17 protein-coding genes and 1 tRNA gene are annotated in these 14,584 nt (G+C 62.2%); 8 read left to right on the top strand and 10 right to left on the bottom strand.

Annotated elements, in window-relative coordinates; translation table 11 throughout:
- Window positions 1–77: 77 nt before the first annotated feature.
- From ampE to NUV89_RS14800, 3 genes are read right to left on the bottom strand one after another with little or no spacing between them, the layout of a single operon-like run.
- A complete protein-coding gene (ampE, locus tag NUV89_RS14810; protein WP_257781900.1) occupies window positions 78–914 on the bottom strand; it encodes a regulatory signaling modulator protein AmpE in 837 nt (278 codons plus the stop codon).
- A complete protein-coding gene (ampD, locus tag NUV89_RS14805; RefSeq protein ID WP_257781899.1) occupies window positions 911–1,474 on the bottom strand; it encodes a 1,6-anhydro-N-acetylmuramyl-L-alanine amidase AmpD in 564 nt (187 codons plus the stop codon). Before ampD ends, ampE begins: the two co-directional genes overlap by 4 nt.
- A gap of 43 nt (window positions 1,475–1,517) precedes the next feature.
- A complete protein-coding gene (locus tag NUV89_RS14800) occupies window positions 1,518–3,686 on the bottom strand; it encodes a DUF1631 domain-containing protein (protein WP_257781898.1) in 2,169 nt (722 codons plus the stop codon).
- 234 nt (window positions 3,687–3,920) lie between these two features.
- Between NUV89_RS14800 and nadC the strand changes: the two genes are divergently transcribed.
- Complete coding sequence (gene nadC, locus NUV89_RS14795) at window positions 3,921–4,769, top strand: carboxylating nicotinate-nucleotide diphosphorylase (protein ID WP_257781897.1); 849 nt, start codon at window positions 3,921–3,923, stop codon at window positions 4,767–4,769.
- A gap of 81 nt (window positions 4,770–4,850) precedes the next feature.
- On the opposite strand, the gene NUV89_RS14790 is transcribed toward nadC, so the two are convergent.
- The 4 genes from NUV89_RS14790 to NUV89_RS14775 all read right to left on the bottom strand — a co-directional run bounded on the left by NUV89_RS14790 (window position 4,851) and on the right by NUV89_RS14775 (window position 7,260).
- Window positions 4,851–5,156, bottom strand: coding sequence for a DUF6388 family protein (locus tag NUV89_RS14790; RefSeq protein ID WP_017737933.1), 306 nt, complete (start codon window positions 5,154–5,156; stop codon window positions 4,851–4,853).
- Window positions 5,157–5,292: 136 nt separating this feature from the next.
- A tRNA-Thr gene (locus NUV89_RS14785) sits at window positions 5,293–5,365 on the bottom strand.
- Between the two features lie 39 nt (window positions 5,366–5,404).
- On the bottom strand, window positions 5,405–6,811 hold the full coding sequence (locus tag NUV89_RS14780; protein ID WP_257781896.1) for an O-antigen ligase: 1,407 nt from the start codon (window positions 6,809–6,811) through the stop codon (window positions 5,405–5,407).
- 35 nt (window positions 6,812–6,846) lie between these two features.
- A complete protein-coding gene (locus NUV89_RS14775) occupies window positions 6,847–7,260 on the bottom strand; it encodes a pilin (RefSeq protein ID WP_308220196.1) in 414 nt (137 codons plus the stop codon).
- 202 nt (window positions 7,261–7,462) lie between these two features.
- Between NUV89_RS14775 and NUV89_RS14770 the strand changes: the two genes are divergently transcribed.
- From NUV89_RS14770 to yacG, 4 genes are read left to right on the top strand one after another with little or no spacing between them, the layout of a single operon-like run.
- Window positions 7,463–8,671 carry a type II secretion system F family protein gene (locus NUV89_RS14770; RefSeq protein ID WP_257781894.1) on the top strand — a complete coding sequence of 403 codons (1,209 nt, stop codon included), beginning with the start codon at window positions 7,463–7,465 and terminating at the stop codon, window positions 8,669–8,671.
- A complete protein-coding gene (locus NUV89_RS14765) occupies window positions 8,668–9,534 on the top strand; it encodes an A24 family peptidase (RefSeq protein ID WP_257781893.1) in 867 nt (288 codons plus the stop codon). The genes NUV89_RS14770 and NUV89_RS14765 overlap by 4 nt, the downstream gene beginning before the upstream one ends.
- Window positions 9,531–10,154, top strand: a complete 624-nt coding sequence (gene coaE, locus NUV89_RS14760) for a dephospho-CoA kinase (RefSeq protein WP_124527526.1) — start codon at window positions 9,531–9,533, stop codon at window positions 10,152–10,154. Before NUV89_RS14765 ends, coaE begins: the two co-directional genes overlap by 4 nt.
- Window positions 10,151–10,351, top strand: coding sequence for a DNA gyrase inhibitor YacG (yacG, locus tag NUV89_RS14755; protein ID WP_017737928.1), 201 nt, complete (start codon window positions 10,151–10,153; stop codon window positions 10,349–10,351). The genes coaE and yacG overlap by 4 nt, the downstream gene beginning before the upstream one ends.
- Here the strand turns inward: yacG and NUV89_RS14750 are convergent.
- Window positions 10,348–10,563, bottom strand: a complete 216-nt coding sequence (locus tag NUV89_RS14750) for a hypothetical protein (RefSeq protein ID WP_003171680.1) — start codon at window positions 10,561–10,563, stop codon at window positions 10,348–10,350. The two genes, yacG and NUV89_RS14750, sit on opposite strands and share 4 nt — an antisense overlap.
- Window positions 10,564–10,628: 65 nt before the next feature.
- Window positions 10,629–11,318: an energy-coupling factor ABC transporter permease gene (locus tag NUV89_RS14745; protein ID WP_257781892.1), complete on the bottom strand. Its 690-nt coding sequence runs from the start codon at window positions 11,316–11,318 to the stop codon at window positions 10,629–10,631.
- A 98-nt stretch (window positions 11,319–11,416) separates the two neighbouring features.
- On the opposite strand from NUV89_RS14745, the gene NUV89_RS14740 reads away from it, so the two are divergent.
- Genes NUV89_RS14740 through NUV89_RS14730 form a run of 3 tightly spaced genes read left to right on the top strand, consistent with a single transcriptional unit; the run spans window position 11,417 to window position 13,633 of the window.
- Window positions 11,417–12,046 carry a DUF1780 domain-containing protein gene (locus NUV89_RS14740; RefSeq protein ID WP_016971624.1) on the top strand — a complete coding sequence of 210 codons (630 nt, stop codon included), beginning with the start codon at window positions 11,417–11,419 and terminating at the stop codon, window positions 12,044–12,046.
- Window positions 12,047–12,100: 54 nt separating this feature from the next.
- On the top strand, window positions 12,101–12,274 hold the full coding sequence (locus NUV89_RS14735) for a DUF3094 family protein (RefSeq protein WP_016976295.1): 174 nt from the start codon (window positions 12,101–12,103) through the stop codon (window positions 12,272–12,274).
- A gap of 60 nt (window positions 12,275–12,334) precedes the next feature.
- Complete coding sequence (locus tag NUV89_RS14730) at window positions 12,335–13,633, top strand: NAD(P)/FAD-dependent oxidoreductase (RefSeq protein WP_207040114.1); 1,299 nt, start codon at window positions 12,335–12,337, stop codon at window positions 13,631–13,633.
- Between the two features lie 50 nt (window positions 13,634–13,683).
- Here NUV89_RS14730 and NUV89_RS14725 read toward each other — a convergent pair whose 3' ends face one another.
- A complete protein-coding gene (locus NUV89_RS14725) occupies window positions 13,684–14,571 on the bottom strand; it encodes a LysR family transcriptional regulator (RefSeq protein ID WP_257781891.1) in 888 nt (295 codons plus the stop codon).
- Window positions 14,572–14,584: the final 13 nt, after the last annotated feature.

The following is a 14,584-nucleotide window of genomic DNA, read 5'->3' as shown; positions in this document are numbered from 1 at the left end:
CAGTCAACTTATTCATCGACTGACCCACCGCTTTCGCGAGCAAGCCCGCTCCCACATTTTTTACCGCGTTCGCTTGATTACGGCAGTACGGTCCAGATCGCAAAGCCGGCATACCACAGCACCGCCGCGCGCAGCAGCAGTTCCCACAGCCGGTCGAGGCTGGTGATGCCGTCGGCGCCTACCACCGGTGGCGGAATTTCGGCGGCGACCAGGCCGACTTTCTCCACCAACTGAGCGGCGCTGATGTCCCAGCTCAGCAGTTCGTGGAGCATCACGCGGCTGACCGCGACGAAGTTGCCCACCAGGGCAAAGCTGGCCGCCAGCAAGCGCACCGGCAGCCAGTCAAACGCATGGCGCAGTTGCCCGGCGCGTTCGGCGACCAGGGGGTTCTGGCTGTGCTCGCTAGCCAATGCCAGCAGGCGATACGCCAATGCGGCAACCGGACCCAGCAGGAAATACCAGAAGATCACCGCAAAAAAGCTCTGGTACGCCTGCCACAGCAGATGCCCCTGGACGCGTTCGAGCAGTTGTTCGCCACTGTCGGCGCCCAGCTTCAGGTCGCGCTCGGCTACGTGCTCGGCGGCTTGCAGGTCGCCACGCCGCCAGGCGTCACGAAACGGCCCGAGCCCGGCCAATAGATCGCCGCGCCCCAGGCTGTAGATCACCACCAACAGGTGCACCGGCAGGGCCAGCAGGCCGTAGGCCACGGGTTCCAGCACCAGCAGCAACAGCGCCAGCAATGCCACGGGCAGCAACACCAGCAGCACCAGGATCAGCCAGGGCTGCTTGCCCATGCGCGGGCTCGCTTCCAGCTTGGCCAGCTCGCGCAGCCATCCACCGTCGCGCTGCAACCGCTGGCGCAAGGCCGAGAATTTCTCGATCCACACTGCCAGCACCAACATCAGGAAACTCATCGTGCATGTCCTCCATCCTGCAGGGCGCCGCGAAAGCGCGTCCAATCAAAAGCCGGGCCGGGGTCGGTCTTGCGCCCCGGGGCGATATCGCTGTGACCACAAATACGCTGGTGGGTAATACCGGGGTAGGCCGCCAGCAATTGCCGGGTCAGGTCGATCAGCGCGATGTATTGGGCGTCGGTGAACGGCAAATCATCGGTGCCTTCCAGCTCGACCCCCAGGGAAAAGTCATTGCACGTCTCACGCCCCTCGAAACACGAGACCCCGGCATGCCAGGCCCGGTCGATGCAGGACACAAACTGCGTCACGGCGCCGTCGCGTTCAATCAGAAAATGCGCAGACACGCGTAGGTCGGCGATCCCTTCAAAGTAAGGGTGTTCCGTGACATCCAGGCGGTTCTGGAAAAATTCCTGCACCTTGCCGGTGGCAAACTGCGCCGGTGGCAGGCTGATGTTATGCACCACCAACAGCGAGATTTCGCCGGCGGGGCGCTCGTTGAAGTTGGGCGAAGGGCAATGACGGATGCCCTTGCACCAACCGCTGAGGGGGTCCAACTGCATACAGGGTCCTTGAGCGTGGCAAAGTGTGACCAGTATGCCGCGTTCAGCCCTGTGGTTGCGATGGTTTGCCGCGATTGAGTTGACGCAGGTTGCCCAGCACTGCGGCCAGCGCCCGGTCGAACAGCAGCCCGTCGTCAAGCCTGCGCAGGGTGTCACGCTTGAAGGCCTGGGCCAATTGGCCGAGGTTTTGCTCCAGCACCTTGAGGCCGGTGTGGCTGATGAAAATGTACCGATTGGCCGGCGCCACAATTGCCGTCAACTTGCAGCGCAGTGCAGCGTCACCGCCTGGCTGGAACTCGACCCAGTCACCGATGCGCAGCCGCAGGACATCGATCAGGTCGGGGTCGTCGCCCGGCAAGTCCTGGGCGGTGTCGGGCACCTCGGCGTCGAAGGTGAAAGGCTCACGGACAACGCTCAACACTTCGACGCCCGTGAGCGGCTGCACGTGCAACACCTGCAAGCGCACAAAAAATTCACGGGTGCTGAACGGGTCGAACGCGGCGCTGGTCAAGCCGTCGCGCAAGGCTTTGAGCAGGCCCGGCAGGCGTTCCAGCAGATGCCGCCCGGCCTCGGTGTCGCTTTGCAGGCCCACGCTCCAGATCAGCTCATCCAGGGTGCGCAGCGCCGACTGCCACTGCACTGACTGCTCGCCATACTTGAGACTGGCCAGCAACAGCACCTGGCTCCACGCCTGTTGGACAAACTGCACCACGGCGGGCGGCAATGCCTTGCCCAGCAGCCGTTGATTCAACACCTGGGCAACACGTTGGCGGGCTGCGTCGTTGAGCACGCGCACCTGCTCGGCGTCACGGGTGTGCTGCTCGACCAGTGCGCTGCGGCGCTGCTCATCGGCAATAAAAGCCGTGAACTCGGCGAGCAACTGGGAAAAAATCGCCGGATCTTCGACAAATTCATTCAGCAGACGCTGCACGACCTGCTCGATACGCAGGTACAGGGTGTCGCGCTGATAATCTTCCCGAGGGCTCCACTGCGCGGCAGCACAGCCGACTTCATTGAGCAGCCGCCGCACCGGGTGGCTGGGGCGACTGAAAAAACTCTTGTCCAGCACCGCGACTTTCAGCAACGGAATCTGTAACCGGGCGATCAACGCCCGCAGCGCGTCCGGCAAGTTGCGGTCCTTGCGGATGAACTCGAACAGCATGGCCATCAGGTTGATCACATCTTCGTCCGCAACCTCCACCACCCGGGATTTGCCGCTCTTGACGCTGACCCGGGTCAGCAACTGGCCAAGCTGGTTGCGCAGGTCGACATCGTCCTCGGTGTCTGGCGTGGGCACGTACTGCTGCAAGTGGGACAGCAGCCGCAGCAGGTCGCGCGTTGCGATCGGCTGCAGTTCGGCGCTGGCTTCCAGGGTGGGCGCCACGCTGCCACGCACGACCTTGAGCCGTTCCTGCAAGGCGGCAAACGCTTGCTGGCCGTTTTCGTCCAGCGGCGCATCGGTGGCCGGCATGGTGTCTTTACGCAAGTGTTCACGAGCCGCCCGCCCGCCGGGACGCCGCGAGGGCGCCGCCTTGAGTTCGGGCAACACGCCGGTGGCGACCAACAGTTGGTTGGCTTCGCCATACAGTTGGTCGGCGTCGCTGAGCACGTACTTCTCAAACAGCTTGAGCATGATTAGCTTGACGCGGATTTCCACCCCCAGGCTGCGCCCGGCCCGCAGGAAAAACTCGCACAACAGCGCCGGCCCCAACGGGTTCTCGCGCTCGTCCAGGCCCTTGACCAGCACGGCACTCAAGCGCGCGGTCAATTGCCCCAGGGCCAGGCCGTCGCGGTGTCGCACCCGCCCCAGCATGGCCTCCAGCGCCACGGCTTTTTCCAACTCATCGCGGGATGTGCCCGGCACCGCATCGTAGGACACCACCGGCACCAATTGCCGCTCACCCGGCCCCGCCAGGCCCAGGTTGGCGAAGGCGGCGAACAGCTGTTCCATGAACACGCGCTCGAAATTCTTGCGCTTGAGGCGCAGGTCGCGCATGGCTTCAAAGAAAATATGGTGATCGAGGTTGTTGCGCGCCTTGTCGGCCATTTCGAAGAGGGTGTCGTCGGCGTTATCGAACAGCTCCTGCAGACCTTGCTGCAACTGCTGCGCGGCCTTGTCACGGACCTGCAGCAACACCACCGGCAAGCGCGCGAGCGGCGATGGCATGGCCTGTGCCTTGTTGATTGGCACCACCTTTCCGTCATTGTGCATCCTGGCCTCCTGATACGGCGGTGTCTGTTGGGGAATGATGGCGCGGGCGCTGCGCGATTCCAGTCATCACCAGGACGTCAAAGCTATGACGCCAATTGCAAGGCGCGAGATTATCTTGCAAATGGGGGTAGTTGCGCCAGCAAACTCTGTCATTCGGCTGTAATTGAGCGGTGGGTTATGGGTTCGAACGCACACTGCCCCTATAATCCAGGCACTTTGTTTGTGGAGCCTGTTATGCCGAATCTCCGTCTTGCCGACCTCACCGCCGAAATCGAAGCCAACGTGCGCCGCGCGCTGCTCGAAGACATCGGCAGCGGCGATATCACCGCGCAATTGATCCCCGCCGAGCGGCTGGCCAAGGCCACGATCATTACCCGCGATGCGGCGGTGATTGCCGGCACTGCCTGGGTGGATGCGGTATTCCGCCAGTTGGACCCACGGGTCGCCGTGCATTGGCAGGTGGCCGACGGTGAACGTGTCAGCCCCAACCAGGCGCTGTTCCACCTCGAAGGGCCGGCCCGCTCACTGCTCAGTGGCGAGCGCAGCGCGCTGAATTTCCTGCAACTGCTGTCTGGCGTGGCAACACGCGCCCGGTTCCTGGCGGACTTTGTCGCCAGCACCCAGGTCAAGCTGCTGGACACCCGCAAGACACTGCCGGGCCTGCGCCTGGCGCAGAAATATGCGGTCACCTGCGGTGGCTGTCACAACCACCGCATCGGTTTGTATGACGCCTTCCTAATCAAGGAAAACCATATTGCCGCCTGCGGTGGCATTGCCCAGGCCATTGCGGCCGCCCACAAGATCGCGCCGGGCAAGCCGGTAGAAATCGAAGTGGAAAGCCTGGAGGAATTGCGTGAAGCGCTGGCGGCGGGCGCCGACATCATCATGCTCGACGAACTGAGCCTGGACGATATGCGTGAAGCGGTTCGCCTGAATGCGGGCAAGGCCAAGCTGGAAGCCAGCGGCGGGATCAATGAAAGCACGCTGCTGCCCATCGCGGAAACCGGCGTGGACTACATCTCCATCGGCGCGATGACCAAGGATGTGAAGGCGGTGGATTTGTCGATGCGCCTCAGTCTCTGAGGCGTTGCTAGGGAGAGGCGAGCTGGCTGTGGCGAGGGAGCTTGCTCCCTCGCCACAACTAGCCCCCTCCACCGCAGGCACTCAAACCACCAGATTATTCATCTCGCAATACTCTTCCCACTCAACACCCAGCACTTCAGCCGCCTCCTTGTGCAAGGCCAGCCGTGCGGTGTCGAACTCGTCCGCTGTCGAGGTGTACTTGAGGGTTAGCTCCCAAGGCTGCAAGCCCTGGCTCTCGGCCTCATCCTCGAATGCCCACTGGATCTGGTCCCGCTGATCGTCAGCGCTCAGGTCCTTGATCTCTTCTTTAAGCTGCGGCGTGCCTTCGAGGTATTTCTTGAGGGCTTCTGCGTGCCGAACTTCCTGGGTCATTTCAGTCGTGGTCATGTCGTTCTCTTAGATCGAGGAATGGGGATGCATCTGGGTCATCAAGGTTGCGCAGATACAAAAGAGCGGGCGTGAATACCGACTCGTCTGGCCTTCAGAACCATTCTGGGATCATCTGAAAACAGTGCTGCCTTTTTGCCCGAGACAGGAATCGAACCTGCGACCTTCGCGTTACGAGTGCGCTGCTCTACCAACTGAGCTACACGGGCGGTGGGCTAAAGCTAGCACCGCATCGGGTGTCCGGCAACTCACGAGCCTGGCAGCGCAATCACCCCCTGGGCCCAGAAGCGCGGCTGGAGGCGCTTGTGGGTGTCGCCGACATAACGTTGCTGGGCGTCTTTGATGTGAGGCACATCACGAACGGCAACAACGATCAGCAGACCAACGGCCAACACACTCAACAGTTTCCACAGGTGACTGACCGCTGCCGGCAAGGCCGTTGGCGCCACCGCCCAGCTGTGCAGCGCCATCAGCCAACCCACCACCAACGCCAACCATTGCTGGGAAACGGGCATCACTATCACGCCATCGACCATGGACTGCGTCAGCCCACCGACCAATGCGGCAAACAGGCACAGGCGCAGCACGTCCGAACGCTGCGCCGATAACGCGCGCTCACGCAGCACGCAGACAGTGGCCCAACCGCCGCGCCAGGCCAATGCTGCGACGCAAATCGTCGAAGGCACGCCCCACTCACTGGCCCATTGCAGGATTGCTTGGTGAGGATGGGTCGCCACATCGTTGGGGATGTCGGCAAACTGCATCGGCCCGAACCCCAACCACGGGCGTTCAACGACCATATGCCAGGCCTGCCACCAGATCTCGGCACGCCCCGACAGTGACGTGGTGAGGCGATCACCGGCATCGCTGGAGGTTTCGATACCCAAATAGCCCGCCAGCACCGTGAACAATAGCCCGTACAGCAACAGGCCAACACTCACCGCTGCCAGTTGCCAGGCCAACCAACGTCGCCCCAAGGGCCCCATCGCCCCCAGCGAGATACCCGCCGCGGCCATACCGAGCCATGTGCCCCGGGTGCCCCCGCTGATAGCGATCAACCACCACACACACAGCAAGGCAAACACACCACTGCGCAAGGCGCGAGGGAGTTTGGGCATCAACAGCGGCAATGCCAGCAACGGCAGGGTGAAGGTCTGGAATTGACCGTAGAAACGCTTGTTGGAAAAACCCGACAGCAACAGATCGAGGTCCAGCACGCGCTGGCTACTGCTGAATGCCAGCATCACCGCATGCAGGTATTGGATCGACTTGGTCAGGCACAGCAGCACGACCACCAGCAGCAGGACGCGGTCCAGACGCTCGCCGCCATGGCGACGAAGTGTGGCGAACGCCAGCGCGATCACGCCACAGCTAATCAACAACGCCACCTCGGTGAACGCCCAGAGCGACCGGTGGGCCAGGGCCGAAGACAGCAGGCCCAGGGCGATCACCAGCCCCAGGCCGAGCGCGGTGGGCCGGTCCACCCACGTCGCGTTGGGGGCCGACAGCCCATACAACAGCGCGCCCAGCGCCAGGGCAATCTGCAGCGTGCGTTGCAGGTCGTGCCCACTGAACGGGGCACAAACCCCCAGCACCAGCAGGCACACCGCCAGCACCAGGAACACATTACCGCGCTGCTGTATGGAAAACGCCATCAGCCACCTCTACGTCCGTGTGGATGCTTGGGTCGTTACGCGCCGTTGGCGCCACAGCCCTTGGCGACGTATTTTTCTTCGGCGCTGGTCACACACTTCCAGCCCTTGGTCGCGTCGCGGGTCAAGGTGATGGTCTTGCCCAGCACCGGCGCCGGGGCGTCGATGATTTCGCAACTGATGGAACCGACGCCCGTGGCCACATCCCCGGCCACGTCGATCTTGCAATTGGCGGTTTGGCTCGCGCCACCGATCAAGGCCACGGTAGGCACTGTGCCTTGGTTGAAAACATCCTCGTAGCCGGCCTTCAACGCCGTGATTTCAGCCAGCCCCGCCGTGAACTTGGCCTTGGCCTGGTGCGTGGTGTACATCGGCAAGCCGATGGTGGCCAAGATGCCGATGATTGCCACGACGATCAGCAACTCGATCAAGGTAAAGCCTTTCTGACGTATCACATTCACTCTCCAGAATAGAACCCATGACAAGGCGCGTCCTGCGCCCCGTAGTGTGCAGCGGCGCCAGTGTACTCATCCGCAACGGGGCAAGCGCCTGCAAGACGCACATTCTGACATTTTATCGCGCGCGGCCAGCCTGTCCGAATTCGTCACCTGACTAAGCTATAAATCTTCCACTCCCCGCATGCGGAACTGTGACATGGACAACGCTTCAACGATCTACGCCTGGGAAGGCACCAACCGCAAAGGGCGCAGGGTGTGCGGGCAAACCGCTGGCCAAAACCCCGCGCTGGTCAAGGCGCAGCTGCGCCAGCAAGGGATCTGCCCTGGGCGTGTGCACAAGCGCGCCAGCGTTTTGCCAAACCTCACATCACCCATCACAGCGCTGGATATCGCCCTCTTCACCCGCCAGCTGGCCACACTGCTGAAAGCGGGAATCCCCCTGCTACAAGCCCTCGACATCGTCAGCGAAGGCTTCGAAAACCCGCGCATGCAGGCACTGGTAAACGGGTTGAAACAAGAAATCGCCGCCGGCACCAACCTGGCCACGGCGTTGCGTAAACAGCCACGCTATTTCGATGCGTTGTACTGCAACCTGATTGCGGCGGGCGAACAAGCCGGCGCCCTGGAAGCCCTGCTTGAGCGGGTGGCGATACACCTGGAGAAAACCCAGCAACTCAAGGCGCGGGTCAAGCAGGCCATGACCTATCCCGCGGCGGTGCTGGTGGTCGCCAGCGTGGTCTGTACGCTGCTGCTGATGCATGTGGTGCCGCAATTCCAGAGCCTGTTCGCCGGCGTCGATGGCGAATTGCCCGGTTTTACCCTGGGGGTGATTGCCCTGTCGGAGTTCCTGCAACGCGCCGGGTGGATCGTCGCGTTTTGCCTGGGTGTAGCGATTGCCGCACTGCGCCAGGCTTATCGCGTATCTCCGGGGTTTCGTCACAGGTTGCAAGCCGCTTTATTGAAAGCACCCCTGGCAGGCGCACTGATGAAAAAATCCGCCGTCGCCCGCTTCGCCCGCACACTCTCGACTACGTTTACCGCAGGCGTTCCCCTGGTACAGGCCCTGGATTCAGTGGCCGGCGCCGTCGGCGAGGGGCCATTCAGACAAGCCATCGAGCGCATGCGCCATGATGTCGCCACCGGTATCCCGTTGAATCAAGCCATGACCGGCAGTGGCCTGTTTCCCAACATGGCGATCCAGATGACGATCATCGGCGAAGAGTCCGGTACGCTGGACCGCATGCTGGAAAAAGTCGCCAGCCACTATGAGGCTGACGTAGACAGCCTGGTGGATAGACTCACAAGCTTGATGGAGCCGCTAATCATGGTCGTGCTGGGGAGTATTGTCGGGGGGCTGGTGATTGCGATGTATTTGCCGGTGTTTCAATTGGGGAGCGCATTTTGAGCCTGCTGCTGAGTGAACACCCCTGGCTTTTTATCGGCGTGGCGTTGGTACTGGGCCTGATCGTCGGCAGCTTTCTCAACGTGCTGGTGTGGCGCCTGCCGAAAATGCTCGAACGTGAATGGCGCGCCCAGGCCCAGGAAGTCCTCGGCCTGGCGAGCGACCCGGCCGGGCCGACCTACAACCTGATGTTTCCCAACTCCTGCTGCCCCCATTGCAGCCAGCCGATTCGCCCCTGGGAAAATATTCCCGTGCTGAGCTACCTGATGCTCCGGGGGCGCTGCGCCCACTGTCGTGAACCGATCAGCGCGCGTTACCCCTTCACCGAACTGGCCTGTGCGCTGATATCAGCGGTGGTCGCCTGGCATTTCGGTTTTGGCTGGCAAGGTGCGGCGATCATGCTGCTGAGTTGGGGGTTGCTGGCGATGAGCCTGATCGATGCCGATCACCAACTGTTGCCGGACGTATTGGTGCTGCCGCTGCTGTGGCTGGGGCTGATCCTCAACAGCTTCGACTTGCAGGTGCCGTTGGCCGATGCCGTGTGGGGCGCAGTGGTCGGTTATATGAGCCTGTGGTCGGTGTTCTGGCTATTCAAGCTGGCCACCGGCAAGGACGGCATGGGCCATGGCGACTTCAAGTTGCTGGCCATGCTCGGCGCCTGGGGCGGTTGGCAAATCCTGCCGATGACCTTGCTGATGTCATCGCTGCTCGGGGTGATGGGCGGGCTGATCCTGATGCGCCTGCGCAAGACCCAGGCGTCGGCCCCCATGCCGTTCGGCCCCTTTCTGGCAATTGCCGGCTGGATTGCATTGCTCTGGGGTGGTCAAATAACCGACTTCTATTTGCAGTCTGTCGGTTTCAGATGACCACTTCTGTCGCAACACCCTGGATTCTTGGCCTCACTGGCGGCATCGGCAGCGGCAAAAGCGCGGCGGCCCAGCATTTTATCGACCTGGGCATCGACCTGGTGGACGCCGATCACGCCGCCCGCTGGGTCGTCGAGCCCGGCCGGCCGGCACTGGCGCGCATCGCCGAGCACTTTGGCGCAGGCGTGCTGCAACCTGACGGCCAATTGGACCGCGCCGCGTTGCGCAAGCTGATCTTTGAAGTCCCCGAACAGCGCCGCTGGCTGGAAGCCTTGCTGCACCCGTTGATTGGCGAAGAGATTCGCAGCCACTTGGCGCGTGCGCAGTCGCCTTACGCGATCCTGGTGTCGCCGCTGCTGATCGAATCCGGGCAGCACAGCATGACCCAGCGCATCCTGGTGATCGACGTGCCGCAATCGCTGCAGATTCAGCGTACCCTGCAGCGCGACGGCATCAGCGAACAGCAGGTGCAGGCGATCCTCAAGGCGCAGTCCAGCCGCGAAGAGCGCCTGAAACATGCCGATGATGTGCTGGTCAATGACAAGGACCTCGCCTGGCTGCACAGCGAGGTCGAGCGACTGCACCACTTTTACCTTACTTTGCGTGGAGGCCGATCATGAGCCAACCCTTGACTGTCGATTGCCCAACCTGCGGTGCCCCCGTGGAATGGACAGCGACCAACCTCAACCGGCCGTTCTGCTCGGACCGTTGCAAACTCATCGACCTGGGTGCCTGGGCCGCCGAGGAACACAAGATCCCCGTGGCCCCGGATGCCGAAGATGAGCTGTTTTCCGAAGACCTGACGCCGCGCCACTAAGGGCGCATAAAGGCGTATTCCTGCTGGTCGTCGAGGTTTTCTGCAAGGTATTGCAGCTCGTCGGCCAGGTCTTCGAAACTGCGCACGCCCTTGCTCTGCTGCACCACCGCACTGAGCATGGCGCGCAGGGTCAAGCCTGGGTCAAAGCCGATCTCCTGTGCCGCGTCCTGACTTCTGCGCAACTCCTGCCGTGCCCACTCGTACACACTCATGATCCGTGCTCCTGGAAAATTTGGCAGAGCATGGGCCTGCGCGTGGGCGCGGGATTTGATCTGGATCAACGCGGCGAATCGTCGTCGTTCCAGGGTGCCGAGAGGTAGCGGGTGCGGTTGAACGTCTCCAGCCATTCCGGGCAGAACACCACCAAGGCGCTGACAACCATGCCGTTGATAAAGGCTTCGGGGAAGATAATCAGCCACAGGTAGCCAACGAAATCTTCCAGCCATTCCGGCATGGCAAATCGTCCGTCGAACCACAGCAACCCCAACCCCAGCAACAGGCAGAGCAAGGCCGACAGCGCGGCGGCGAAAAAGCCCGAGCAGAAGATATACACAAAGGGATTGCGTGGTTGCGCGCGCTCCACCAGCAGCGCGCAGGTTTCGGTGACCAGCACCGGCAGCCCGATCAACAGCAGGCCGTTGACGCCGAGCGCCGCCAGGTCCTGGCGCCCCAACAGCATTAAACCGAGCTGGGCGGCAAACCCGCCGACGATTGCCAAGGGCCAATCCAGCAGCAGGGTCACGGCGGTCATGCCGATAAAGTGGTAGGAGACCCCGGTATCGAAATCCCGCCGCACCAACCACAACATAAACAGCGCGAAGACGGTGCCGAACAGCAAATGCTGGCGCCGTCGGTCGGCAAACAGTTCGACCCAGGGTGAACGCATCATCGCCCACAGCACCACGGGCACAAACAACAGCCAGCCGAGGCCCAGGGTTTGTGGTGCGAGCACTGCAGCACTAATCACGACGGCCCCCAACTTGAATAACACTCGAGTGCGCAGTCTACACCGACCATTTGCAGCGGGACTTCCTGCGGTCATCATTTGAACGCTAAGCTGCAAGCATGGATGACTCAGATTACTTGCGCCTGCTCACCGTAGCGGCCGAACAAGCCAACGCGTTCTTGTCCAATGCCCGCAAATGGGAGCGTGAGCGTTGGGTCTGCCAGCGCCTGCTGCAAGGCTTGAATGTGCCCTACCGGGCCGAAGAGTTTCACGCCGCCGGGCAAGAGCCGCCGGACGTGCTGTTTCGCGATGCCAGTTTCGAGGTGTTTTTTGTCCTGGACGAGGGCCGGCGCCTGAACGACGAATGGCGCGACGAGTTGCTGCGCCGCCGCAGTGCGTTCTCCCTCAGCCAGTTGGTGCGGCGCGAAGCCAAGCCGCGACGCATCCCTGCCCATGAGTTTCTGCTGCGCCTGGCGCCGACGCTGCGCAAAAAGGCGCACAACTATAAAGAACGCGGAATAGAGCTGGGGGAGCTGGACCTCATCGCCTTCACCAGCCTCAAGCGTGAAGTGCTCGACCTCAACAGCCACTTCCCGCCGCCGACGGAATATCTGCGCCAGGGCTGGCGCTCGCTGTCGCTGGTGGGGCCGACCTTTGCCCGCGTGCTGTTTGCCCACCCCGACGCACCGGATTTCTTGCGCAACAACCTGGGCCGCAGCATAGTGTTCGACGTGGGCATCAGCCTCTGAGCCCCCGGACTGTAACGTGGCGCCCTTTTGCAACGTCTACCTGACGAGGCCTTTATGACCAGCCGCCTGAACCCCGATGACCAACAGCATGTCGAAGAGTATCTGCAACTCTCCCAAAACCGAGTCGAGCGCAAGCCTTTCCGGCCGTGGCTGCTCCTCGGTGTGGTGCTGGTTGTGGTGATCGGCCTCGGCCTGTTGAGCCGCCTTTTGAGTTACCTGACGCTATGAGCTGCCTGGCGCTCGCGGGGGTAACTGCTCCGATTTCTTTTAGCCTTGCGAGATATCCCCATGACCCATCGTATTATTATCGTCGGCGGCGGCGCCGGCGGCCTGGAGTTGGCTACCCGCCTGGGTAAGACTCTGGGCAAGCGCGGCACCGCCAGCATCACGCTGGTGGACGCCAACCTGACCCACATCTGGAAGCCCTTGCTGCACGAAGTCGCGGCCGGTTCGCTGAATTCTTCGGAAGACGAACTCAACTATGTTGCCCAAGCCAAATGGAACCACTTCGAGTTCCAGCTGGGGCGCATGAGCGGGTTGGATCGTGAACAGAAGAAAATCCAGCTGGCCGCCACCCTCGATGAAGAAGGCCGTGAGCTGGTGCCCGCACGCGTGCTGGGCTATGACAGCCTGGTCATCGCCGTCGGCAGCACCACCAACGACTTCGGCACCGAGGGCGCGGCGCAGCACTGCCTGTTCCTCGACACACGCAAGCAGGCCGAGCGTTTCCACCAGCAATTGCTCAACCATTATCTGCGCGCCCATGCGGGGCAAACCGATGCGGTCGAGCAGATCAGCGTCGCCATCGTCGGCGCCGGTGCCACGGGCGTCGAGTTGGCCGCCGAGCTGCATAACGCCGCCCATGAACTGGCAGCCTACGGCCTGGACCGCATCAAGCCGGAAAACATGCACATCACCCTGATCGAAGCCGGCCCACGGGTATTGCCTGCCCTGCCGGAGCGGATTGGCGGGCCTGTGCATAAAACCCTGGAGAAACTCGGCGTGACCGTGCTGACAGACTCGGCGGTGAGCGAAGTGACGGCCGACGCGCTGATCACCAGCAGTGGCCAGGTGATTCCCGCCAGCCTGAAGGTGTGGGCGGCGGGCATTCGCGCACCGGGTTTCCTCAAGGACATTGATGGCCTGGAAACCAACCGCATCAACCAGTTGCAGGTGTTGCCGACGCTGCAAACCACCCGAGACGAGAACATCTTCGCCTTCGGTGACTGCGCCGCCTGCCCGCAACCGGGCACTGACCGCAACGTGCCGCCACGGGCCCAGGCCGCTCACCAGCAGGCTTCGCTGTTGGCCAAGTCGCTGAAGCTGCGCATCGAAGGCAAGGACCTGCCGAGCTACAAATACACCGACTACGGCTCGTTGATCTCGCTGTCGCGCTTCTCGGCGGTGGGTAACCTGATGGGCAACCTGACCGGCAGCGTAATGCTGGAAGGCTGGCTGGCGCGGATGTTCTATGTGTCGCTGTACCGTATGCACCAGATGGCCCTGTACGGCTTTTTCCGCACGGCGATGCTGATGCTCGGCAGCAAGATCGGGCGCGGGACTGAGCCAAGGCTCAAGCTGCACTGATCGACGGCCTAGTGACAAAAAATCCCCCGATCAAACGATAGGGGGATTTTTTATTGGGCCGAATAAAACTCCGCCATATGGTCGACAAACGCCCGGACCTTCGGTGCCAGGTGCCGGGACTGCGGATAGAGAGCGTAGTAGTGCCGCTCGCCCAATGAGTAGTTGGGCAGGATCGGCACAAGCAGACCCTGCACCAACTCATTACGCACCGTGGCCTGGGTGAAACAGGCAATGCCCGCCCCCGCCAACGTCGCCGCATGCAGCGCACTGATGGTATTGCTCCTGAACCGCCCCGCCGGGGTGACGTTGACCGAGCCACCCCGCGCCGCACTCAACTCCCAATCCGAAGTGGCGCCGATAAACGTCAGCAAGCGATGTTTGTCGAGTTCCTGCGCCGAACGGGGCAAGCCGTGACGGCCGATATAGCCTGGCGAGGCCACCAGGACCTGCCTGGAAACTGCCAACGTGCGCGCCATCAAGGTGGTGTCCGCCAGCGCACTGGCGATGCGGATAGCCACATCAAACCCAGCGGCGACCAAGTCGACAAACTGATCGTCGCAGTGCAGCTCAAGCTCGATATCGGGGTAGCGCCGTTGAAAGCCCGGCAGCCAGTGCGGCAAGTCCAGGGTACCCACCACCAGCGGCACGCTGACCCTGAGCAAACCTTCCGGGCGCTGGTGGCCCTGGGCGATGGCTTGGGAAGCCGCCTCGATGCGATCGAGGATATCAACGCATGCGGCGTAGTATTGCTCCCCGGCCGAGGTCAGGCTGAATCGCCGCGTATTGCGGTTTATCAGTTGGGCGCCCAGTTCAATTTCCAGCTGTTGCAACTGCCGTGAAATCGTCGAATGCGTGGTGTCCAGGCGTTCTGCGGCGGCAGAAAAACCCTTGGCCTCAACGATGCCCCGAAAGGCGCGCATGGCGGATAGCTGGTTCATGAAGCAGGCGATC

This window comes from Pseudomonas sp. 18.1.10, assembly GCF_024655625.1.
GTDB lineage: Bacteria > Pseudomonadota > Gammaproteobacteria > Pseudomonadales > Pseudomonadaceae > Aquipseudomonas.
The sequence above is the reverse complement of the archived record's forward strand: the minus strand, read 5'-3'. Positions and strand labels throughout refer to the sequence as shown.

What these genes read in the sequence shown, in the direction of transcription:
- yacG (WP_017737928.1), top strand. Translation starts at nt 10,151, where the DNA reads ATGAGCCAACCCTTGACTGTCGATTGCCCAACCTGCGGTGCCCCCGTG.
- ampD (WP_257781899.1), bottom strand. Translation starts at nt 1,474, where the DNA reads ATGCAGTTGGACCCCCTCAGCGGTTGGTGCAAGGGCATCCGTCATTGC.
- ampE (WP_257781900.1), bottom strand. Translation starts at nt 914, where the DNA reads ATGAGTTTCCTGATGTTGGTGCTGGCAGTGTGGATCGAGAAATTCTCG.
- NUV89_RS14770 (WP_257781894.1), top strand. Translation starts at nt 7,463, where the DNA reads ATGGACAACGCTTCAACGATCTACGCCTGGGAAGGCACCAACCGCAAA.
- NUV89_RS14800 (WP_257781898.1), bottom strand. Translation starts at nt 3,686, where the DNA reads ATGCACAATGACGGAAAGGTGGTGCCAATCAACAAGGCACAGGCCATG.
- NUV89_RS14750 (WP_003171680.1), bottom strand. Translation starts at nt 10,563, where the DNA reads ATGAGTGTGTACGAGTGGGCACGGCAGGAGTTGCGCAGAAGTCAGGAC.
- NUV89_RS14730 (WP_207040114.1), top strand. Translation starts at nt 12,335, where the DNA reads ATGACCCATCGTATTATTATCGTCGGCGGCGGCGCCGGCGGCCTGGAG.
- nadC (WP_257781897.1), top strand. Translation starts at nt 3,921, where the DNA reads ATGCCGAATCTCCGTCTTGCCGACCTCACCGCCGAAATCGAAGCCAAC.
- NUV89_RS14780 (WP_257781896.1), bottom strand. Translation starts at nt 6,811, where the DNA reads ATGGCGTTTTCCATACAGCAGCGCGGTAATGTGTTCCTGGTGCTGGCG.
- NUV89_RS14790 (WP_017737933.1), bottom strand. Translation starts at nt 5,156, where the DNA reads ATGACCACGACTGAAATGACCCAGGAAGTTCGGCACGCAGAAGCCCTC.
- NUV89_RS14725 (WP_257781891.1), bottom strand. Translation starts at nt 14,571, where the DNA reads ATGAACCAGCTATCCGCCATGCGCGCCTTTCGGGGCATCGTTGAGGCC.
- coaE (WP_124527526.1), top strand. Translation starts at nt 9,531, where the DNA reads ATGACCACTTCTGTCGCAACACCCTGGATTCTTGGCCTCACTGGCGGC.
- NUV89_RS14735 (WP_016976295.1), top strand. Translation starts at nt 12,101, where the DNA reads ATGACCAGCCGCCTGAACCCCGATGACCAACAGCATGTCGAAGAGTAT.
- NUV89_RS14740 (WP_016971624.1), top strand. Translation starts at nt 11,417, where the DNA reads ATGGATGACTCAGATTACTTGCGCCTGCTCACCGTAGCGGCCGAACAA.